Annotated in this window: 23 protein-coding genes and 1 pseudogene; 11 read left to right on the top strand and 13 right to left on the bottom strand. The window is 68.7% G+C overall.

Annotated elements, in window-relative coordinates:
* Both BS329_RS43330 and BS329_RS13550 read left to right on the top strand, forming a co-directional pair.
* Nucleotides 1–608: pseudogene (locus BS329_RS43330) on the top strand (hypothetical protein); the annotation flags it as partial.
* A gap of 128 nt (nucleotides 609–736) precedes the next feature.
* Nucleotides 737–1,114 (top strand): RidA family protein, encoded by a 378-nt coding sequence (locus tag BS329_RS13550; protein WP_244197131.1) that lies wholly within the window; start codon nucleotides 737–739, stop codon nucleotides 1,112–1,114.
* A gap of 64 nt (nucleotides 1,115–1,178) precedes the next feature.
* On the opposite strand, the gene BS329_RS13545 is transcribed toward BS329_RS13550, so the two are convergent.
* On the bottom strand, nucleotides 1,179–1,883 hold the full coding sequence (locus BS329_RS13545; RefSeq protein ID WP_076160085.1) for an SDR family NAD(P)-dependent oxidoreductase: 705 nt from the start codon (nucleotides 1,881–1,883) through the stop codon (nucleotides 1,179–1,181).
* A 94-nt stretch (nucleotides 1,884–1,977) separates the two neighbouring features.
* On the opposite strand from BS329_RS13545, the gene BS329_RS13540 reads away from it, so the two are divergent.
* Together BS329_RS13540 and BS329_RS13535 are read left to right on the top strand one after the other, a co-directional pair.
* The gene (locus BS329_RS13540) at nucleotides 1,978–2,595 is read left to right on the top strand and encodes a TetR/AcrR family transcriptional regulator (protein ID WP_076160083.1); all 618 of its coding nucleotides are present in this window, start codon (nucleotides 1,978–1,980) and stop codon (nucleotides 2,593–2,595) included.
* A gap of 58 nt (nucleotides 2,596–2,653) precedes the next feature.
* On the top strand, nucleotides 2,654–3,238 hold the full coding sequence (locus BS329_RS13535; protein ID WP_076160080.1) for a hypothetical protein: 585 nt from the start codon (nucleotides 2,654–2,656) through the stop codon (nucleotides 3,236–3,238).
* 127 nt (nucleotides 3,239–3,365) lie between these two features.
* Here BS329_RS13535 and BS329_RS13530 read toward each other — a convergent pair whose 3' ends face one another.
* From BS329_RS13530 to BS329_RS13500, 7 genes are all read right to left on the bottom strand, one after another.
* Entirely contained in the window at nucleotides 3,366–4,280 is a 915-nt protein-coding gene (locus BS329_RS13530) for an SDR family NAD(P)-dependent oxidoreductase (protein WP_076160077.1), read from the bottom strand.
* Nucleotides 4,281–4,346: 66 nt separating this feature from the next.
* Nucleotides 4,347–5,537 (bottom strand): ATP-grasp domain-containing protein, encoded by a 1,191-nt coding sequence (locus BS329_RS13525; RefSeq protein WP_076160074.1) that lies wholly within the window; start codon nucleotides 5,535–5,537, stop codon nucleotides 4,347–4,349.
* Nucleotides 5,534–6,592, bottom strand: coding sequence for a cysteine synthase family protein (locus BS329_RS13520; protein WP_143252990.1), 1,059 nt, complete (start codon nucleotides 6,590–6,592; stop codon nucleotides 5,534–5,536). Before BS329_RS13520 ends, BS329_RS13525 begins: the two co-directional genes overlap by 4 nt.
* A gap of 5 nt (nucleotides 6,593–6,597) precedes the next feature.
* A complete protein-coding gene (locus BS329_RS13515; protein WP_076160069.1) occupies nucleotides 6,598–7,581 on the bottom strand; it encodes an ABC transporter substrate-binding protein in 984 nt (327 codons plus the stop codon).
* Complete coding sequence (locus BS329_RS13510; protein ID WP_076160066.1) at nucleotides 7,578–8,366, bottom strand: ABC transporter ATP-binding protein; 789 nt, start codon at nucleotides 8,364–8,366, stop codon at nucleotides 7,578–7,580. Before BS329_RS13510 ends, BS329_RS13515 begins: the two co-directional genes overlap by 4 nt.
* Nucleotides 8,366–9,460, bottom strand: coding sequence for a FecCD family ABC transporter permease (locus BS329_RS13505; protein ID WP_084749615.1), 1,095 nt, complete (start codon nucleotides 9,458–9,460; stop codon nucleotides 8,366–8,368). Before BS329_RS13505 ends, BS329_RS13510 begins: the two co-directional genes overlap by 1 nt.
* Nucleotides 9,441–10,181 (bottom strand): class I SAM-dependent methyltransferase, encoded by a 741-nt coding sequence (locus BS329_RS13500; RefSeq protein ID WP_076160064.1) that lies wholly within the window; start codon nucleotides 10,179–10,181, stop codon nucleotides 9,441–9,443. The genes BS329_RS13505 and BS329_RS13500 overlap by 20 nt, the downstream gene beginning before the upstream one ends.
* A 457-nt stretch (nucleotides 10,182–10,638) precedes the next feature.
* Here BS329_RS13500 and BS329_RS13495 point away from each other — a divergent pair, with 457 nt between their 5' ends.
* Together BS329_RS13495 and BS329_RS13490 are read left to right on the top strand one after the other, a co-directional pair.
* On the top strand, nucleotides 10,639–11,043 hold the full coding sequence (locus BS329_RS13495; RefSeq protein WP_076160061.1) for a YciI family protein: 405 nt from the start codon (nucleotides 10,639–10,641) through the stop codon (nucleotides 11,041–11,043).
* Nucleotides 11,044–12,273, top strand: a complete 1,230-nt coding sequence (locus BS329_RS13490) for an RNA polymerase sigma factor (protein WP_076160059.1) — start codon at nucleotides 11,044–11,046, stop codon at nucleotides 12,271–12,273.
* Between the two features lie 56 nt (nucleotides 12,274–12,329).
* On the opposite strand, the gene BS329_RS13485 is transcribed toward BS329_RS13490, so the two are convergent.
* Nucleotides 12,330–13,187: a DUF11 domain-containing protein gene (locus BS329_RS13485; RefSeq protein ID WP_084749613.1), complete on the bottom strand. Its 858-nt coding sequence runs from the start codon at nucleotides 13,185–13,187 to the stop codon at nucleotides 12,330–12,332.
* A 111-nt stretch (nucleotides 13,188–13,298) separates the two neighbouring features.
* The gene (locus BS329_RS13480; protein WP_279628149.1) at nucleotides 13,299–14,006 is read right to left on the bottom strand and encodes a nitroreductase/quinone reductase family protein; all 708 of its coding nucleotides are present in this window, start codon (nucleotides 14,004–14,006) and stop codon (nucleotides 13,299–13,301) included.
* A gap of 88 nt (nucleotides 14,007–14,094) precedes the next feature.
* On the opposite strand from BS329_RS13480, the gene BS329_RS13475 reads away from it, so the two are divergent.
* Both BS329_RS13475 and BS329_RS13470 read left to right on the top strand, forming a co-directional pair.
* Nucleotides 14,095–14,544 (top strand): MarR family winged helix-turn-helix transcriptional regulator, encoded by a 450-nt coding sequence (locus tag BS329_RS13475; protein ID WP_076160054.1) that lies wholly within the window; start codon nucleotides 14,095–14,097, stop codon nucleotides 14,542–14,544.
* A 185-nt stretch (nucleotides 14,545–14,729) separates the two neighbouring features.
* A complete protein-coding gene (locus BS329_RS13470; protein ID WP_076160051.1) occupies nucleotides 14,730–15,056 on the top strand; it encodes a YciI family protein in 327 nt (108 codons plus the stop codon).
* 66 nt (nucleotides 15,057–15,122) lie between these two features.
* On the opposite strand, the gene BS329_RS44515 is transcribed toward BS329_RS13470, so the two are convergent.
* Nucleotides 15,123–15,278 carry a hypothetical protein gene (locus BS329_RS44515; RefSeq protein WP_244197130.1) on the bottom strand — a complete coding sequence of 52 codons (156 nt, stop codon included), beginning with the start codon at nucleotides 15,276–15,278 and terminating at the stop codon, nucleotides 15,123–15,125.
* A 232-nt stretch (nucleotides 15,279–15,510) separates the two neighbouring features.
* On the opposite strand from BS329_RS44515, the gene BS329_RS13465 reads away from it, so the two are divergent.
* Nucleotides 15,511–16,164, top strand: coding sequence for an NAD(P)-dependent oxidoreductase (locus BS329_RS13465; protein ID WP_084749611.1), 654 nt, complete (start codon nucleotides 15,511–15,513; stop codon nucleotides 16,162–16,164).
* 238 nt (nucleotides 16,165–16,402) lie between these two features.
* Here the strand turns inward: BS329_RS13465 and BS329_RS13460 are convergent, their stop codons facing one another.
* A complete protein-coding gene (locus BS329_RS13460) occupies nucleotides 16,403–17,326 on the bottom strand; it encodes a proteasome assembly chaperone family protein (RefSeq protein ID WP_076160049.1) in 924 nt (307 codons plus the stop codon).
* A gap of 105 nt (nucleotides 17,327–17,431) precedes the next feature.
* Here BS329_RS13460 and BS329_RS13455 point away from each other — a divergent pair, with 105 nt between their 5' ends.
* Together BS329_RS13455 and BS329_RS13450 are read left to right on the top strand one after the other, a co-directional pair.
* Nucleotides 17,432–17,986 (top strand): PH domain-containing protein, encoded by a 555-nt coding sequence (locus BS329_RS13455; protein ID WP_076160046.1) that lies wholly within the window; start codon nucleotides 17,432–17,434, stop codon nucleotides 17,984–17,986.
* Complete coding sequence (locus tag BS329_RS13450; RefSeq protein WP_076160044.1) at nucleotides 17,983–19,506, top strand: PH domain-containing protein; 1,524 nt, start codon at nucleotides 17,983–17,985, stop codon at nucleotides 19,504–19,506. The genes BS329_RS13455 and BS329_RS13450 overlap by 4 nt, the downstream gene beginning before the upstream one ends.
* Here the strand turns inward: BS329_RS13450 and BS329_RS13445 are convergent.
* Complete coding sequence (locus BS329_RS13445; RefSeq protein WP_076160041.1) at nucleotides 19,497–20,405, bottom strand: SDR family oxidoreductase; 909 nt, start codon at nucleotides 20,403–20,405, stop codon at nucleotides 19,497–19,499. The two genes, BS329_RS13450 and BS329_RS13445, sit on opposite strands and share 10 nt — an antisense overlap.
* Nucleotides 20,406–20,408: the final 3 nt, after the last annotated feature.

Genomic DNA, 20,408 nt, shown 5'->3' with positions numbered 1-20,408 from the left:
GGACAGACCCCAAGGCTGACAACGGCGCAGGCAGCGGCAGCGGCAGTGCCGACAACGGCGGAAGCAGCGGAACCGGCACCGACTCCGGCGGCACCGGCGGCACCGACAACGGCGGCACCAGCGGCACCAGCGGCACCGACTCCGGGGGCACCAGCGGCACCAGCGGCACCGGCGGCACCAACAACGCCGACGGCAATGGCGGGCCTGGCACCGGCAGTCCCGAAAAGGACAAGGGCTGGCTGTTCGGCAGCAAGGAAAAAATCCAAGAACAGTTCCTTGAAGCCGCCAAGAAGTACGACCTCGAGCACCCCGGTGCGATAAAGCCGGGCGAACTTCAGCAGTTCGAGGACAAGCTGGCCAAGTTCATCAAGTACACGGACGGAACTCCTGCCGGGCTTAAAGCGATGGGCTTCGATGAAGCGGGCGTCGACAAAATGACGAACATCATCAAGACGTTCACCGATCCGAACCACAGCGGTACGGCGCTCTTAACGAAGAGCACGATCGACATGATCCGGGGCGCGGTGCTGCCCGGCGTGGCGGCCGGAGAGGCCTTCCCCGACGAATGGCGAGGAAAGAACGCTTCCGGAGACGATAAAAAGGAATAGGCGTTGCACCCGGTGCGGGTGTCCCCACGACGCCCGCACCGGGTTTCCTCATCTGGATCCCGACCCGCGCGCCGCCCGCCGCGATACCCACTGGACCAAGTTCCGTCGAGTGTGCTTTCGTTCGGATCATGACTGAGCGGGTGAACATCTCCTCCGGCGGGGACTTCGAGCAGATTTTCGGCTACAGCCGGGCGGTGCGGGTCGGCGAGCACATCCACGTGTCCGGGACGACGGCGCGCGAGCCGTTCCGGTCGGGTGACGCGTACGAGCAGGCGGCGGCCGTGCTTTCGATCATCGAGACCGCGCTGCGGGAGGCCGATTCGAGCCTCGCCGCGGTGGTGCGGACCGTCACTTACGTGACCGACATCAAGGACGCCCAACTGGTGGCGCGAGCCCACCGCGAGGCCTTCGGTGACGTGCTGCCCGCGGCCACGATGGTCGAGGTCTCGGCGTTGCTCGACCCGAAGATGAAGGTCGAGATCGAGGCGTACGCCATCGAGCGGTAACTGACCTGCGGCCCAGCGTTCCCATGTCAGTCGGAGACAGCGGGGCCCGGTGAGTCGCAAGTAGCTATCTCCCGAACGAACCGACCAGCACTTCGGGAGCCTCGCGCTTCGCATAGAGCTTCCAGAAGGCATCGGCGAAGACGTCCGGGTGGATCACCTCGGGTTCGAAGTCCAGCGGGACCGAGGTGATCTCCCGGTGCGGCACGCTGCCCTCGATCAACGCGCCGACATTGACCGCTCCGGCGTAGACGCCTTTCTCGGCGAGCACGGAGTTCAGGTTGTGGAAGTAGTTCCGCAGCGCCGCCTGTGCCATCCCCACGTTGCCGAGGAACGGCGCCGGGTGCAGGCCGGATTGGCCCGCGGTGAACAGGATGGCGCCGTCGCCGCGCTCGATCATGCCGGGCAGCACGGCCCGCACCAGCGCCACCGCGGACACCAGGAACCGGTCCAGGATCAGCAGCAGGTTCTCCGGGTCGACGTCGAGCACCGGCGCGATGCCCTCGCCCAGGTTCCCGCCGCCGGGATTGAACGCGACCGCGTCGATCCGGCCGATGGCGGTGACGGCGGCCGAGATCTGGGCGGGTTCGTAGACGTCGGCGATGAACCCGCTCGCTTCGATGCCGTCGCCGTCGAGGGTGGCGACGAGGGCGTCGAGGTTCTCGGTGGTGCGCGCGACGAGGGCGACGCGGAAGCCTTCGCGGCCGAAGCGACGGGCCAGTGACAGTCCGAGCACCGGTCCAGCGCCGAAGATCGCGAGTGTTCTGGTCATGTGTTCTCCCCGGAGGCTTAAGTTGAGGATGCCCTCAACTTCTTCGAAGGTACACACAACTTGAGGCCACCTTCAACTTGGCTACGCTGCGGTCATGACCAAACCCCTGCGGAAGGACGCCCAGAGAAACCGCGACCTGCTGGTCGAGGCCGCCCGGGGGCTCTACGCGGTGCGAGGCCTCGACGTCGCGCTCGAAGAGATCGCCAAAACCGCCGGCGTCAGCATCGGCACGCTGTACAACCACTTCCCCCGGCGCGTGGATCTGGTGAACGCCGTGTTCGCCGACCGGACCGAGACCGTCGCGGCCATCGCCGAACACGCGCTGAGCCTCGACGACGCCTGGGCCGGGTTGACGTCGTTCGTGGAACGGATCTGCGAACTGCAAGCCGCCGATCGCGGCTACAACGAGCTGGCCTCGACGCGGCCACCGCAGACCGAGGACCTCGAACGCGGGTACGACCTCATGACCCGTGTCGTCGAGCGCGCCAAGGAGAGCGGGGCACTGCGCGCCGACTTCACCCTCGAGGACATGGCCTTCGTGACCTGGGGAATCGCGCGCACCGTGGAGGCGACCGCCGGCGTCCGGCCGGAGGTCTGGCGCCGTCATCTCGCCCTGCTGTTCGACGGGATGCGCGCCACGGCCGCGAGCCCGCTGCCGGAACCGCCGCTGCTGCCCGACGAGCTGGCGCGGCTCATGGGCGGCTGCGGCTGAGGCGACTCAGGCAACCCATCTCCCTTCCGGAACGTGTTCACGCCGGAGGGGAGATCCGATGAAGACGCAACTTCTGCTCGTTTCCCTGGCGGGGGCCCTGTTCGCGGTGACTGCCTGTTCCGGGGAGCCACCACCGCCGCCCACGACGGTCACCGCCACGCCGCCATCCACGCTTCCCGCCCCACCACCGGGGCCGGATACCAAGACCGTCGCCTGGCTCGACGGGATGTGCGGCGCGATCTACGGATTCGTGAAGGCCAGCAACGACCACGCGAACCGGCAGAGTTCCGGGATCGAGGTGACCCGACCCTGGCTGAGCGAGAATCTCGGGGTCCGCGCCGAGCTGGCCGGAAAGGTCGTCGAGGAGCTGAACGCGCTGCCCGCGTCGCCGATTCCCGGCGGCGACACGGTGAAGAAGTCCCTTGTGGACAGTTATGCGACGGCGCGGGACGCGGCGGCGGAAGGGAAGCGGAAGCTGGACGCCTCCACGAGCCAGGCCGCACTGGACGGTGGCCTCAAGGCACTTGAGGCAGCGCAGAAGCCGCTAATGGAGACCACCGATCCGTTCGCGTCGGTCAAAATGGAGACGCCGGAGCTGCTGACCGCCGTCGCCGCCGCCAAAAACTGCGTGCCCAGCCCTTGAGTCAGGGCCAGTGGTGGCGCCGAATCGGCCCGGTAAAGCAACGGTGACATGTCGCGAAAGCCACTTTCGCGACGTCTGATGTCCCGAAAGTGGCTTTCGCGACATGAGCACGAACCCAGCCCACGATTCAGCCCGGCGGGGTGAACCCGGGCGGCATGGTCATCGGCCGTCCGGTGTTCAGGCCGCCGTCGACGAGGACGGAAGTCCCGGTCAGATAGCCGAAATCCGGTGACGCCAAGGCGAGGACGGCCGAAGCGATGTCCGCCGCCTCGCCCATCCTCGGCAGGCCATGGACGTTCAGCGGCCCCCACGCCCGCTTGAACCGCGCCCACAGGTCGTCCGGGATACCCGGCGGGCGCACCAGCCTCGTGTCGATCGTGCCCGGGTCGATCGACAGCACCCGGATCCCCTTGGCGCCGTAGTCCAGCGCGGCCGCGCGCACCAGCCCCTGCACGGCGCGTTTGCTCGAGGTGTAGGCGGCATGCCCCGGCCTGGTCTGGTCGGCCTGCGCCGACGCGGTGCAGACGATCACCCCGCCGCCCGCCTTCAGCAGATGCGGCACCTCGTACTTGATCGAGAGGAACACGCCGCGCGCGTTGGTGCGCTGCACGTCCTCCCACTCGTCGAGCGAGATCTCGTGCAACGGCTTGCCGAGGTGGATTCCGGCGTTGTTGAACGCGATGTCGAGTCTGCCGTACTTGCGGACGACGCCGTCCACGAACGCCTGTACCTGTTCGGGCACTCGCACATCCGCCCGGAGATAGGTCGCTTCCCCACCCGCGCGCCGGATCTCTCGTTCGACCTCGCGGCCGAGTTCTTCCCGCCTGCCACAGAAGCCGACCTTGGCACCGGCCGCGGCGAAGGCGATGGCCGCCGCCCTGCCGATCCCCGACGTCGCCCCCGTGACGAGCACGACCCTGCCCGCGAACCGGCCCGTGCCCCGCCGATCTTCCTGCGCCGTGGCGGTGTTCGCGGCCAGCATCGCCACACCGGCCGCCGCCGCGCCCCCGAGCACCGCGCGCCTGCCCACTGCTTCGCCCACAGTTCCTCCAGGTGGATGGCTTCACTTCCCGGAACAGAAAGTAGGGCTATCCATCTGAGAGAGCTCTCAAGAATCGATCTCCGGCGTGATCCCGCCCGCCGCGGCGAACGCGCGATGCAGGGCGAGTTCCGCTGTCGGTCCCTCAGCCAGCACGATCCCGGTACAGGACCGCTGATCCGCGAGGTGCCGGATCTCGTCACCGGGGCTCGCCGTCGGATACCACTCCGGCGCACCGGGCAGGCCGGGCAGCCGATCGAGCCCGGACCAGCCCTTCAGCACGCCTTCCGCGGCCGGATACGCCAGGACGAAGCCGATGCCCGGTCCTTCGCTGAACTTTTGGGTGAGCAAGGCGGGCTCCTCGCCCAGCGCCATCGAAATCATCGCGGCGTAGACATTGGTGCCCAAAGACCGGCACAACGCCTCGCCGAGCATCGCCCCGCCGATCCGGATGTTGATCTCGACGATCTCCGGTCCGTCGACGGTGAGGACGAATTCGGTGTGCGCGAAGCCCTGCTCGTGTCCGGCCGCCTTGAGCACCCGGCCGATCCAGTCGGCCAGTTCGGAGTGTTCGGCCTCGGGAAAGGCGACCGGGAACGCGGCGGCTTCCTCGCGCACCACGGGCTCGGGTGACAGCTGACGGGAGAGTACGCCGAGCAACCGGGTCTTTCCTTGCCAAGTCACGGTTTCCGCGCTGTAGAGCGGACCGGCGAAGTACGGTTCGGCGATCAGGTGTCCCTTGAGCGGCGTGTCCTTCGCCTCCAGCCGGGCTCGTTCGAGTTCGGCGGCGTCGCGGACCAGCCACACCCCTCGTGACGAAGTTCCCGACGAATCCTTGACCACCAGGGGAAAACCGAGTTGTTCGGCGACCATGACGGGCACCGGGCGGCCGCGGGTGAGCCCGTGTTCGTACAGCAGATCGCGCACCGCGCCCTTGTCCCGCAGCACGCGCACGGCCGCCGCGGCCGGACCGGGCAGGCCGAGCCTGGCGGTGAGTTCCGCGCCCGGCAGTGCCCAGGTGTCGGTCGAGTTGATGATCCCGGCGAGGTCCGGGATGGCGCGCAACGCGGCTTCGCAGGCCGCGATGTCGGTGGTGTCGATGTCGACGACCTCGACCCTGTCCGGCCCGAGCGTGCCGAGTTCATAACGGTAGATGTCGCGGTTTCCGGTGAACAGCACCAGTTTCCGCCCGGCTTCCGACGCCGCGTCGGCCAGTCTGCCGAGGCCGAAGGTGAGTGCTTCCAGCAGGACGACGGTCATGACGCCCGCTCCTCCCGGTACAGCGGCTGCGCGGGTATCCCGAATCTGCGGCGCCGCCAGTCCATCACCGCCCAGGGCAGGGCGAGGTCGTCCAGTGAGGCGATCTCGCGTGGCGCCAGGCCCGCCGGGTCGACAGCCTCGCGGTGCCGGGCGAAGACCCTCGCGGTGTAACGATGTCCGGTGTCGGCGCCGATCACGACGTGCGTCCGATCCGGATTCCGCGCCGCCTCCCAGCCCGCGGCGAGGTATGCGGCACCGGTGGAAAGCCCGGCGAAGACGGCGTGGTCACGCATCAGGCCGATGGTCGCGGCCATGGCGTGCACGAAGTCCAGCCAGTGGATCCGGTCGTACAGTTCGTGATCGACGTTGTCGAACGGGATGGCGCTGCCGATGCCCGCGATGATCGCGTCCGGATCGGTGAACCGTTCGCTGCCGAAGGTGACGCTGCCGAACGGCTGGACCCCGGTCAGGCGGACGTCCGGATCACGTTCGCGCAGCGACCGCGCGATCCCGCCGGTCGACGCGCCGGTGCCCACACTGCCGACGACGGTCAGCGGCCCGGCGGGCAGCGCGCGGGCAACAAGGTCGGCGACCTCGCGATAACCCAGGTAGTGCACGGGATCGTGGTACTGGCGCATCCAGTGCATGTCCGGATGACAGTCCAGGAGTTCGTGCACACGCGCGACCCGGCGCCGCTGGTCGAGACGGAGATCCTCCGACGGCGGCATCTGGTCCACGGTCGCGCCCAGGATCTCCAGTTGTGAACGCATGGTGAGATCGACGGTGGTGGACGCGACGATGTGGCAGCGCAGGCCGTAGCGGTGGCAGGCCATCGCGAGCGCGAGCGCGTAAATCCCGCTGGAGCTGTCGATCAGCGTCTGTCCTTTTCGGACGACACCCTCGGCGAGCAGTGACCGGATCGCGCCGAGTGCCGCGTAGACCTTGAGGGTTTCGAACCGGATCAGCACGACGTTCGGCGCGAGCCGGATCAGCGCCGGTGTCTTGATCGCGTCCGTGACGTGCTCGTGCACCAGGGATTCCGTCTCGACGGGCATCGCGGTCACCGGCCGATCGACCGCAGGTAGGCGGCCAGCGACTCGGCACCCGCGGCGTTGCGCGGGCCGCTCACGAAGTCCCCGTAGGAAACGACGTGGAACCGGTTGTCGCGCACGGCGGGCGTGTTCTTCAGCTGTGGCGATGCTTTGATGAACGCGATCTTGTCCTGGGCGGGCCGATCGGCGTAGTCCACCACCACGATCACCTCGGGTTCGGCCTTCACCACCGCTTCCCAGCCGACGCTGCCCCAGCCGTCCTGGAGGTCGCGGAAGACGTTGGTGCCGCCCGCGGCGTCGATGATGTCGTTGGGAGCGGCGTGTTTCCCGGAGGTGAAGGGCTGGTCGGTGCCGGAGTCGTAGACGAACACCTTGGCGGGCGGCGTCTTCGGCGCTCCGGAGCGGACCTTGTCGAAGCGTCCCTTGAGTTCCGCGACCAGTTCGTCGGCCCGCTGGCGGACGCCGAAGATGTCGCCGAGGTTGCGCAGGTCGGTGTAGAGCGCCTCCAACGGCTTCACCTCGGCCTTCGCGGTGGGATACTCCCAGCAGGTCTCGGTGTGCAGGTAGCTGCGGATGCCGACCTGGTCCAGCAGCTTCGGGGTGATCCCGCGCTCCTCGCTGAACCCGGAGTTCCACCCGGCGATCACCCAGTCCGCCTTGGCGTTGACCAGGATCTCGCGCGTGACCCGCGAAGTGCCGAGGCGTTCGACCTTCGCGTAGTCGTCCTTCCACGGCGATCCGGCGATCGACGGGTCGCCGAGCGAATTCATGACGTAGCCGCGCATCCGGCCGGCGAGCCCGAGCGCGAACATCTTCTCCGCACCGGAAACGTCGTAGGCCACCGGACGCTGCGGCGCCGGGAAGGTGACTTGCGCGCCACAGTTGGTCACCGTGGCCTGTGCCGGCGCGGCCGGCCCGGCCTCGACCTGGGCACCGCAGGCACTCAGGAGCAGTGCCGCGGTGAAAAGCGCGGCCACCCTGGACGGCTTCATCGTGTGATCCCCTCGGTTTCTTCGGCGGGAAGGTCGTAAAGCAGTTGGAGCGCTCCGGTCACGGGATGGGTCACCTGGGTGACCTCGACGCCGAACACCGCGCGGACCGTTTCGGGCGTGAGCACTTCGGCCGGTGTCCCGCACGCGGCCAGGGAACCGCCGCGCAGCAGGGCGATCCGGTGACAGACGGCGGCGGCGAGGTTCAGGTCGTGCAGCGCGACCAGGACGGTGAGGCCGCAGTCGCGCAGGAACTTCAGCAGTTCCACCTGATGCCGGACGTCGAGGTGGTTGGTCGGCTCGTCGAGGACCAGCACCTCGGGTTCCTGGACGAGTGCCCGCGCCACCAGTACCCGCTGGCGTTCGCCGCCCGAAAGCGTCAGCACACTGCGCTGCGCGAGATGCGTGATGTCCAGTCGCCGCAACGCTTCCCGGCACAGCTCGCGTTCGCGCGCGGACAGCCGGAGATTGCCGCGCTGATGCGGCGACCGGCCGAGCGCGACGACCTCCTCGACGGTGAAGTCCAGATCCGCGCGGCTGTCCTGGGTGAGCGCGGCGATCCGGCGGGCGGTGTCACGCAGGCCCTGCTCGGCGAGGTCGGTGCCGTCGAGCAGGACAGCGCCGCCGGACGGCGTCAGTGCCCGGTAGACGCAGCGCAACGCCGTCGATTTGCCGCTTCCGTTGGGGCCGAGGAGGCCGACGACCTCGCCCGCGCCGACGTCCAGGCACAGTTCGCGGATCAGCACCGACCCGGCCACCTCGACGGAAAGTTCGGTCAGGGACAGCATCAGCGACCCCCGAACGCATAGCCGTGGCGCCGCATCACCACGAGGAACACCGGCACACCGATCAGCGCGGTGATCACGCCGAGCGGCAGTTCCTCCGGCGCGACGAGCGTGCGGGAGAGCAGGTCGACCCAGACCAGGAAGACCGCGCCCACCAGCGGCGCGAGGGCCAGCACGCGGCGGTGCCCCGAACCGGCGACCATCCGCACCACATGCGGCAGGACCAGCCCGACGAACCCGATCGAGCCGCTCACCGCCACCAGCAGACCGGTGACGACGGCGGTGAGCAGGAAGAGCCAGCGGCGTAACGCGGCCGCGTCGGTGCCGAGGCTCATCGCGGTCTCGTCGCCCATGGACAGGACGTCGAGCGCGGTGCCGTACCGCAGCAGGACCACGATCGCGACGGCCACCCCGAGCGCGGCCAGGGGCAAGGACGCCCAGGTCGCCGACCCCAGGCTGCCGAGCAGCCAGAACAGCACGGTCTGCGCGGCCTGGCCGTTCGGGGAGAGGTAGACGAGCACACTCATCACGGCCTGGAAGGCGTAGGTGAGCGCGACCCCGGTGAGCACGAGACGCAACGGCGTGAGGCCGAATTTGCTGCGGGCTGCCAGGTAGACCAGCGCGGTCGCGCCCAGTGCCCCGAGGAACGCGGCCGTCGACAGCGCCAGCACACCGAGCCCGGCGAAGAGGCCGAACACCACGACCGCGGCGGCACCGACCGAGGCTCCCGAGGAGATGCCGAGCACGAACGGGTCGGCGAGGGCGTTGCGGACCAGGGCCTGCACGGCGACCCCGACCACCGCGAGACCCGCGCCGACCACGGCGGCGAGCAGCACCCGCGGGGTCCGGACTTGCCACACGATCGAGTACCCGGTGACCTCGTCGCCGGTGATGGTTCCGCCGACGATCGCCTTTCCCAGGTAGCGCAGGACATCCGGGAGGGCGACGGTGGTCGGGCCGAGCGCGATACCGGCGATCAGCGAGATCAGGAGCGCCGCCGACAGCAGGACCACCGGACCGGTGAGCCGGAGCGGGCGGGCGGTCTCGTCGTCGGGCTCGGCGAACAGGCGGAGCGTTTCAGCCGGCACGTTCACCACGCACGATCAGGCGGCGCGCGTGGTTGTCGTAAGGCGAGCCGTCGAAGTCGCCGAAGCACTCGACGCCCGTGAAACCTGCCGTCTCGAACAGCGCCTTCAGTTCCGCCGCGCTGTAAAGGAAGGACAGGATCGACGCCTGCTTCGCCGCACCGTCACGGACCAGGGTCCAGTCGGTCTTGAGCCGGGTCCAGTCGTCGAGGATCGTGTCGCGCATGAAGACCGTCCCACCGTCGACGTCGACCGCTTTCGGGCGGCCGACCCAGCCGGCGAGCACCTCCTTGCCGAGCACGTCGACCAGCAGCCTGCCGCCGGGCGCGAGGCTCGCGTAGGCGTTTCGCAGCACGGTGAGGTTGTCGCCGGGCTCGGTGAAGTAACCGAACGACGTGTACATGTTGATGATCAGGTCGTACGCGCCGGGCTCGACGTACTCGAGCATGTCGGCCTCGACCAGCTTCGCGGCGACTCCCGCGTTTTCGCAGGCCTCACGCGCACGTTCGAGCATGGCGGGACTGAGGTCGACGCCGGTCACGTCGGCGCCCTTCCTCGCCAGCGGCACGACGTGGATCGCCGGGCCGCACGCCAGGTCCAGCACCTTCGTGTCTTCCGTGACCGCGAGCAGCGGCGACGTGGCCGTCAGGCGTTCGGCCTCTTCGGCCCGGCTGGGCGGGAACATCACGTCCGCGAAGCCGACCCACAGGTCGTCGTCCTCGTACCAGTGCATTTCTCTCCGCTCGCCAGGCCGCACGATTCAGCCCCACAAGTCGTCGGGAAGTCGTCCTCGGTTCCCGGTGTCCCGACCTTTCTCGTGGAGTGATCACGCGAACGTGGATCGGCACGCTGCGTTAGGGGACGAATGGTCTGGACCGGTCAAGCCCACACCCCCTCCCCGCGATTCGTCCTCTGGTTGCGGTAGTTGCGTGCGCAAGGACCGCAACCAGAGGACGAATCGCATGGGGGTGGGGTCTCGTACCGACGATCGACCCGAGCACCTGGGACGACAGCGACCGCCGGTCCTCGGCGGCGAGCATCTCTACGCGAAGATCACCGGCCGACGCGATGAACACCACCGCCGATCGCGATGGGGGGAGAATCTCCGGCGACCGTGTCCGGTCTGGTCCGGCGGCTCCGACGTCTCCGGTAGAAAGGCACCGACGAGGTGCCTGCCGAGAGGAGAAACCATGAAATACATGATCATGATGTTCGGGTCGCAGCAGGATCTCGACAGCATCGGCGGCAAGTGGAGCGCAGACGACATCACGGCCCTGCACGAGTTCATGGCCGCATGGAACAACGACCTGGTCGAGTCCGGCGAGTTCGTCACCGCGCAGGGGCTCTCCCAGCCGGCGCACGCCCGCCGCATCTCCCTGCGCGACGGCGCTCCCGTGGTGACCGACGGGCCCTACGCCGAGACGCAAGAAGTCCTGGTCGGGTACACGACCGTCGACTGCGCGAGCTACGACCGCGCGACCGAGATCGCGGCCAAGCTGGCGGCCACCCCGTATCCGGAAGGCACCGACCTCGGCCGCGACTGGTACGTCGACATCCGGCCGTGCGCCGACAGCTTCGAAGAACTGGAGCTCTAGATGCCGGACAGCGGCTTCGAGGGCCTGCTACGCGAGCTGTCGCCGCAGGTCCTCGGCGCCGTCGTCCGCCGGTACGGCCACTTCGACCTGGCGGAGGACGCGACGCAGGAAGCGTTGCTCGCGGCCGCGACGCAGTGGCCCTCCGACGGGCTGCCGGACAATCCGCGGGCGTGGCTCATCACCGTCGCCTCGCGACGGCTGACCGATCTGCTCCGCGGCGAGCAGGCGCGGCGCCGTCGCGAGGACACCGTCGTCCAGTGGACCTTGCCGGAGGAGCACCTCGCCCCCGCGGCGGATCGGCGGGCCACCGACTCCGACGACACGCTCGTCCTGCTTTTCCTGTGCTGCCACCCGTCCCTGTCGCCGTCGTCGCAGATCGCGCTGACGCTGCGGGCGGTGGGCGGCCTCACCACGGCGGAGATCGCGCGCGCGTTCCTGGTCCCCGAAGCGACGATGACCCGGCGGATCAGCCGTGCGAAGACCGGTATCAAGACCAGCGGCGTCCCGTTCGGCATGCCGCCGGCGGCCGACCGAATGGCGCGGCTCGACGCGGTGCTCCACGTGCTGTACCTGGTCTTCACCGAGGGATACGCCAGCACGTCCGGCCCTGACCTGGTGCGGAGCGAACTTTCCGCCGAAGCCATCCGGCTGGCCCGGGTCGTCCATCGGCTCTTGCCGGACGACAGCGAGGTCGCCGGACTGCTCGCGCTGATGCTGCTCACCGACGCCCGCCGTCCGGCGAGGGTCGGACCGGACGGCACGCCGGTCCCGATGTCCGAACAGGACCGAAGCCGCTGGAACACCGAGTATGTCGCCGAAGGGATCGCGCTGCTGTCCGAAGCGCTGCCCAACGGGCCGACCGGGCAGTTCCAGATCCAGGCGGCGATCGCCGCACTGCACGACGAGGCGCCGAGCGCCGAAGAGACCGATTGGCCACAGATCGAAGCCCTGTACGAATTACTGCTGCGACTCTCCGACAATCCCGTGGTCGCGCTGAACCACGCCGTCGCCGTCGGGATGGTCCGAGGGCCACGAGAAGGCCTGACGGCACTGGGAAGACTCGGCGACCGGCTCCCCGGCGATCATCGGTTCCACGCCGCTCGCGCGCATCTGCTCGAAATGGCCGGGGACACCGGCGAGGCCGTCGAGTCCTATGTGGAGGCCGCGCGGCGCGCGGCAAGCCTGCCGCACCAGCGTTATCTCCACTCACGGGCCGCCCGGCTGCGCTGACGCCATTCGGCACCCGATTGCGGAAACTCGGCAATCAGGCGCCGAATGGCGGGGGGCTAGCAGGTGAGCAGGAGCCCGGTGATCGCGGTGCAGGTCGACGACGCGGTGTTGTTGGCGGCGTTCGGGTCGGCGACGGAACTCTGCGTGAACTTCGCGGTCGTCTTGACCGGTCCGAGGGCCAGCAGTCCGGCGGCCACCGAGAACTTGGCCGTGGCACTGGTTCCCGACGCGAGCGACGAGATGTCGCAGTTGACGACCTTCGTCCCGCTCGGGTTCGAGCAGGTGGACGAGCCGGTGAACCGCAGCCCGTTGCCGAGGGTCGACGCGACCCGGATCCCGGACGCCGTGCCCGGACCGGAGTTGGTGACCTTGACCGTGTACTCGACCGCCGACGTCAGGATCCCGCGCGGGGAAGCGGTCAGTGTGACACCGAGGTCCGCGGCGCTCTGCGCGCCGGTGACGGTCAGCACGGGACCGTCGAGGATCTCGAAGCTGTAGTTGTCACCGACGAACTGGTGCTGCAGGGTGACGTTCCCCAGTGGGGCGTCGTCCTTGACCCGGAAGGTGAACAACACGGTCTTGCTCTGGCCGGGCGTCACGGTGCCGACCCCGCCGCGGATGCTGCCACCGAGCATGTCGCAGGCGAACGCGCCGGGACACGACACCAGGTCGACGATCCCCGGCAGGGAGGATTCCTTGCCGTAGAGCGTCGCCTTGCCACCTTCGATGGTCGACGTCGCGTCGGCGTTGTAGACGGTTTGCTTGACGGTGAACGTCTGTCCACGTTGGACAGTGGTCGGCGAAACCTCCACCGCGCTGGTCGGCGGGGCGGCGAGGGCGGAGGACGGCGCAACGAGCATGATCGCGGCCACGGCGGCCACGAGAGACAGAAGTGAGGCTCTTCGAAGCTTCATCGGTTCTCACTGTTCCGGTCGGGGGCGTCGCGCCGATCGGTGCGGACAACGATCAGTCGCCCAGGAACGGACATTCGTTACCGCCGTCGCCCGCCAGGCGCACCGCGGTTCTCACCCGCTCGGAGTAACCTCGCCGTGTGTTCCCAGGTCCAGCGCACCGCCGCCACGAAGCGCCGGGAGCAGATTCGCTTCTTCGTAGGCGAAGTGTTCTTCCAGCCCCTTGGCGACTCGCTCGAACTCCTCGCGTAGCGCGGCGCTTTCGAACTCTCCCCTGCCTTGCAGCAAATCATCGAGGGCGAGCAGTGCGCGGGACACGGTTTCATGCTCCGCACGCAACCGGTTCAGCGCCGGCGCGAGTCCGGGATGAGCCCTTTCGATCGCGGTGAACGCCCCGTCCTCGCGAAGGTGGTGCATGCGCAGGCCGTTGCAGAAGGTCACGCAGTTTCCGAGCAGTTCGCGGTGCAACACCGGCCTTTCCCACGGCGGCGCGCCGTCGAGTTCGGCACGGGCGGCCGCCAGCGCCTTGCGGAGTTCGCCGTGGTGGACGAGCAGCTGATCGGCGATCGCCCGGCCCCGGGCGGCGTCGATCTCGAGCGGATGCAACGCGATACCGCCTTCGAACGGCACGGCGCGGGCGGCGTGCGGCACCTCGCCGATCTCGAGTGTCGCTTGTGGACTCTTGCCGAGATCGCGAACCCACGGGGCCCCGGTGTCCGGCACGTCCACCAGGTAGCGGTCCCCCGCCCGCCGGTAAGGCAGGCGGGTCGTGCGCGGACGCCCCGTCTCGGCATCCGCGGTGGTCATCAGCAACGTTTCCACAGCTCTCCCCAGGTAACATCGTCCTGAAAGCCATTTTGCTTTACAAGCAAAGCTTCTTTGCTTGTAAAGCTATCCAGGAGGGTGCCCGGTGTCAACCGAAGACCTGGAAGTCGACGACGCCGTGCGGGCCTTGCTGCTGCTCATGCCGCGCATGGTCGGACGCGCGAAACGGATCAAGATCCCCGATGAACTCCAATCCCTGTCACTGGCCCCGCGTCATCTGTCGCTGCTGTCGTACCTGCTCTTCGACGGGCCGATGACGGTGAACGAACTGGCCGAACGGCTCGAGGTCGCCCCGACCACGGTGAGCCTGATGGTGGGCGAACTGACCAAAAAGGACGTTCTCGACCGGCGCGAGGACGAGGCCGACCGGCGGCGCCGGATCGTCGGCATCACCGACCGGATGCGGCCCGCGATCGACGGCTGGCTCGCGCAGGGCGCCCGCGCCTGGCAGAAGGCACTCGCGCCGCTGACCCCGGCCGAGCGCCGGACGTTCATCGATACGCTGCGTGCCTACGAAGACGGGCTCACGGACTAGGGTGGCGATTCGTTGATACCGCTCGCGTCCGACCGCCCATCATGTGTCGCGAAAGCCACTTTCGGGACGTCAGATGTCGCGAAAGTGGCTTTCGCGACACATGAGGCCGGGCGCTGTCGACGGATTCGGTGCCTGACGGGACCGCGAGCGGCACGAACTCCAGCAGCGCGACACCAGGAGAAACTGTGCGATACCTGCTCATGCTCTGCGGGAACGTCGACGACGAAACGCGTGACACCGACATCACCGAACCCTGTCTGGCTTGGGGCGAAGAGATGACGCGGCGCGGTATGCGCGTCAACGGAATGGGCCTGCACGCACCGGAGTCGGCGACGACCGTCCGCGTCCGCGGCGGCAAGGCACTGCTCACCGACGGCCCGTTCGCCGAAACGAAGGAGCAGGTCGGCGGTATCACCATCCTCGAATGCGAGAGCCGCGAACAAGCCGTCGAGGCGGCGAAAAGTCACCCCTGGGCGGCGATCGGGACGATCGAAGTCCGCGAAATGCGCTAGGAGGTCTTACGCGTGGCTGGACGGCGATCTCCCGTGATGGGAGGGACGACACACCCGCAGCCGGATTCAGCAGCCAGGATCACGCGACGCCAGCCGGTGATCCGCGCGGTGACCTGATTGTCGGCGTAGGTATTCGAACTCGATGACCCGGTCGAAGCTGCGATCCCCTTGCCGGGCGATCTCCGCGCGCAGTTCCCCGGCGACCCGGTTCACTTCCTCCATATAAAGGTCATGGAATCGCCCCCACCGAAGGTACCGCGGGCCGATCGGCCCAAGGTTTTCAGCGCTGAATGGGGTGCCAGGTGACGAATTCCGGGCCGATACACCAGCACCATTCGAGTGAACGGGTCCAGAACACCCGAGGGGCCGGTTTCGTTGCGGTAACCGAGGGGTCCGCTCCTAGCATCGCGTTCGCCGCCGGTGACCGAGTGCCGGCACGGAAAAAGGGAGCACGATGAGCAGGATCGTCATCTTCGGGGCAGGCGGACGCGGCGGACGCCGGGCCGTCGCCGAAGCCGTGAGCCGCGGCCACCTGGTGACCGCCGCCGTCCGGGATCCCCGCCGTCACGAGGATCTCGCCGCGGACAAGGTCACCTTGATCGCCGCCGACGTCACGTCCGCCGACGACGTCGCGAAGGCAGCCGCCGGGCACGACGCCGCGATCAGTTCGATCTACCGCGCGGATCTGCCGTCACAGGAGTACTACCCCGCCGCCGCGCACGCGCTGATCGACGGCCTCGGCCGGGAAGAGGTCACGCGGCTGGTCGTCGTCGGCGTCGGATCCGCGCTGGAGATCGCGCCGGGTGTCGCCTTCCACGACCAGCCGGGCTGGCCGTCGGCGCACCGCGAGTTCTCCCTCGGGCACACGGCGGAACTGGAAGTCTTCCGTGCGTCCGGCGGTGGACTGGACTGGGTGATCGTCGCGCCGCCGCCCACGATGCTCGACGAACACGCCGAACGCACGGGCCGATATCGCAGCGGGGACCACCGGGTGCTGCCGCGCGCGGAGGACGCCAAGCCGTTCTCCTACGCGGATCTCGCGGTAGCGCTGGTCGACGAAATCGAACGGCCGAAGCATTCGAGGGAACTGGTGGCCATCGACCACTGACCGGGGCAACCTTCCTGGCGGGTGGTTCGAGGCGTAGCAACACGATCCGCGCTGACCGTGTCCGGTCAAGTCCTCGGCCTGTCCGGCCCGGCACAGACCCACCAGCCCCGCCAGTCACAACGCTTGCACGTGAAGGCCCCTTCCCCCAGTACATGAAGGCCCCCTTCATTGCGCTAGACGCAAGGAAGGGGGCCTTCATGTACTGCAAGCGACCGGAGGCGCCGCAGGCGGCCAGCGATCAGCGTTCCGGGGTGTCGCCACCGTTCTGCTGCTCGGCGAGGAACCGCTCGAACTGCGTCCCCAGTTCCTCCGCGGTCGGCATGTGCTCGACCGACTCCGCGAGCAGGCTCTCCTTGTCGGACGCCTCCATGAACGTGTCGTACTGCTGCTCCAGCGCGCGCACGACGTCGGCGACCTTCTCCGATCCGGCGACCTGGCGGGCGATCTCGGCTTCCGCCTCGTGCGAGGCTTCCCGCAGGTTCCCGTCCGGCAGGTTCAGCCCGGTCGCCTCGGCGACGGCCCCGAGCAGGTGCAGTGCCGCGCTCGGGTACGTCGAGTCCGCCAGGTAGGACGGCACGTGCGCGGCGAAACCGGACGCGTCGTGGCCCCACTCGCCGAACCGGAACTCCAGCAGTCCGGCGACGCTGCCCGGCACCTGCATCCGGTTGGGCAGCGGGCGGTGCTCGCCGACCAGTTCGTTCCGCGTCGCGTGCGCGGTCACACCGAGCGGGCGGGTGTGCGGCGCGCCCATCGGGATGCCGTGGAAACCGGTGGTGAGCCGGACGTCCCAGCGTTCGACGAGCGCTCGCACGGCCGCGCAGAACCGCTCCCAGTCGTGGTCCGGCTCCGGGCCGGTGAGCAGCAGGAACGGCACGCCGTCGGCGTCGTGCAGCAGGTGGACGACCAGTTCGGGGGCGTCGTAGGCCTCCCAGTGGTCGACGGAGTAGGTCATCGTGGGGCGGCGCGAGCGGTAGTCGATGAGGCGGTCGACGTCGAAGCGCGCGATCACGCGGTGCTCGGCGGAGTTCAGGAGCTGCTCGGCGACGAGTTTGCCCGCCGAACCCGCGTCCATGAACCCGTCGAAGTAGTGCAGGAGCACGGCCCCGCCGAGGTCAGGGACGTCCGAGTCCACCTCGTACAGGTCTTCCGGGTCCAGCGCCACCAGATCCTCCAGGTTTCGTGCGTACAACCGTCTACAGGTGGCAACGCCCCGATGGGGGGCATCCATTCCGCCGATGGTGGCCGCGATCCTATCCAAGCGTGACGGTTGTCGTGGGCGGTCGGTACCGGGGTGGTGCAGGCTGAAGGGGTGACAGACGAGACAGCTCCGGCGGAACGGCTCAGTCTGCGCCCGCCCGCCAACCGGGTCAGCCGCCGCGCCATCGGGTATTGGACGGTGTGGGCCGCGGTCGGCTGGGTGATACTCGTCGGCGCGCAGGCGGTGTTCGTGTTCACGAGCGACGACCCGCCGACGTGGCTCACGGTGACGCTGACGGTCTCGTGCGTGCTCGCGCCGCTGCATCTGCTGGTCATGCCGCAGTGGCGCTACCGGATCCACCGCTGGGAGGTCACCGGCGAGGCCGTGTACACCCAGGAAGGCTGGCTCAAACAGGACTGGCGGATCGCGCCGATCTCGCGGATCCAGACCGTCGACATCGAGCGGGACCCGGTCGAGCAGCTGTTCCGGCTGGCGAAGATCACCGTGACGACGGCGTCGGCCGCGGGACCGGTGAAGATCGCCGGGCTCGACCACGCCGACGCGCTGGCGCTGGCCGCGGAGCTCACGAAGACCACGCAGGCCACCCCCGGTGACGCGACATGAGCACCGAAGCGCCGACGGAGGCCGCCGTCGACCAGTGGCACCGCCTCGACCGCCGGATGTTGCTGATCCGGCCGGTGCTCGACGTCGTCAAATCACTGCCGGTGCTGATCGGGACGGTGATCCTCGGCCGGGGCAACGGCTGGGAGTGGGTCGGGCTGGGCATCACCGCGCTGACCGTGCTCGTCGGCATCTCGCATGTGCTCACGTCGCGTTATCGCATCGCCGACGGCCAGGTGGAATGGACCACCGGACTGTTGCTGCGCAAGCATCGCGCCATCCCGCTCGACCGCGTCCGCACGGTCGACGTCACCTCGGAACCGAAGCACCGCCTGTTCTCCCTCAGCGCCGTGCGTATCGGCACCGGACGGAATTCGGCCGTCCAGGGCGCGGGCGGCGACCAGCTGGTCCTCGACGCCGTCAGTGCGACCGAAGCACATCGGCTGCGCACTGTTCTCCTGCACCGCAAGGAAGTCGCCGCCGAAACCGAGTCCGCGCCACGGCCGGAGCAGGTCGTGGCGGAGGTCGACCGGAAGTGGGTCCGGTACGCGCCGTTCACGCTGTCCGGGCTCGCCGTGGTGGGCGCGGTGTTCGCCGCGGTCTGGCATTTCGCGCACCAGTTGAACATCGCCCCGGAGAACGTCGGGCCGCTGCGGGATCTCCTGGACGATCTGGCGAACACCGCCGTGTGGCTGATCGTCGTGATCGCGGCCGTCGCGCTGCTGGTGGTCGTCTCGCTGCTGTCCGTCGGCGGCTACGTGCTTTCGTTCTGGAACTTCAAGCTCACCCGGGAAACGGAAGGCACCCTGCACGTTCGGCGCGGGCTGATCACGACGCGTTCGGTGTCCATCGAAGAAGACCGGCTTCGCGGCGTCGAGGTGAAGGAACCGCTGCCGCTGCGGATCGCGGGCGGGGCGCGGCTCACCGCGATCGCGGGCGGGTTGCGCGAGGGCAAAGGCGGGGACAAGGGTGGCGGTCTCCTGCTGCCGCCCGCGCCCGTCGGCCGGGTCCACGAGGTCGCGGCCGAGGTGCTGCGAGAGAACTTCGACCCGGCGACCGTACCGCTGGACCGGCATCCGCGGCGGGCGCTGACCCGGCGGCTCACCCGGGCGGTCGGTGGCGTGCTGCTCCTGGCGGCGGCGCTGTCCGGCCTGGCGTGGATCGATTTCCTGCCGGGCTGGATGTGGCAGGTCGCGCTCGGGCTGGTGCCGTTCGCCGCACTCGTGGGCTGGGATCGCTACCGCAACCTCGGCCACGCGATCGTCGGGCGGTACCTGGTGAGCCGATCCGGTTCACTGGCGCGGGCGACGGTGGCGATCCGGCGCGAGGGGGTCACCGGGATGGTCGTCAGCCGCTCGTTCTTCCAGCGCCGCGGCGGGTTGATCACCGTGACCGCCCCGATCGCGGCGGGCCGGGGCGGCTATCAGGTGGTCGACGTCGGCGAATCGGCCGGGCTGGCGCTGGCGGAGCAGGCCGCTCCCGGCCTGCTCACGCCCTTCCTGCGGCGAACTCCTCAGCGGTAGCCGGTGACGTCCGCGGGCTTGCCGGGATCCTGGACCTCGACGAGATAACGCCAGCAGTCGGGCCGGCTGCCGTCGAGGTCGGTGAATCCGTAATCCTTCGCCAATGCGCCGCTGGACACCGATTTCCCGTTCCAGCGGGCCACCTCCGCGTCACCGGCCAGCGCCGCGACCGCCCTGCCGACGAAGGCCGGGCTTTCAGAAATCGCGAAATGCGGCTGGACCTTCGTCGCGTCCCGCCAATTGTCTTCGGTCACCTGATAAGCGTCGAGCATCGCTTCGGAACGCAACCAGCCCGGCGTGACCGCCACCGCGGTACCGCCATGCGGTTCCAATTCGTGGGCGAGCGCGAACGCCATCCGGTTCACCGCGGTCTTGGCGAGGTCGTAGAAGAACGAAACCCGGTAGTTCCCCGAGTTGTACTCGGTGGTCCCGTCGTTGACCTCGACGACCAGCGCGCCCGGATTCCTGATCATGAGCGGGATGGCGAAATGGCTGGTGATGGCATGGGTGTCGACGGCCAGCCGCAGCGTCCGCAACCCGATGTCCAAAGTGGACTCCCAGACGGTTTTGTTCCATTCGATGGGCGCGCCGTAGATGTCGTTGACCAGGATGTCCAGCGCGCCCTGCTCGGCGTCGATCCTGGCGACCAGCTCACGAACCTCGTCGGCCACCAGGTGATCCACACCGATCGCGATCCCGCGCCCGCCTGCCTCGTCGACGAGTGCCGCGGTCTCCTCGATCGTCTCCGGGCGGTTCATTTCCGATCTCCGGGAACCGGTGCTCCGGCCGGTCACGTAAACGGTCGCGCCCGCCGCCCCCAGCTGCACCGCTATTCCCCGCCCGGCCCCGCGAGTCGCTCCGGCGACCAAGGCGATCTTGCCGGCCAATGGCTTTTCCATGAT

It is taken from the genome of Amycolatopsis coloradensis (assembly GCF_001953865.1).
Classification (GTDB): Bacteria; Actinomycetota; Actinomycetes; order Mycobacteriales; family Pseudonocardiaceae; genus Amycolatopsis; species Amycolatopsis coloradensis.
This window is presented reverse-complemented; position numbering and strand designations above follow the sequence as displayed.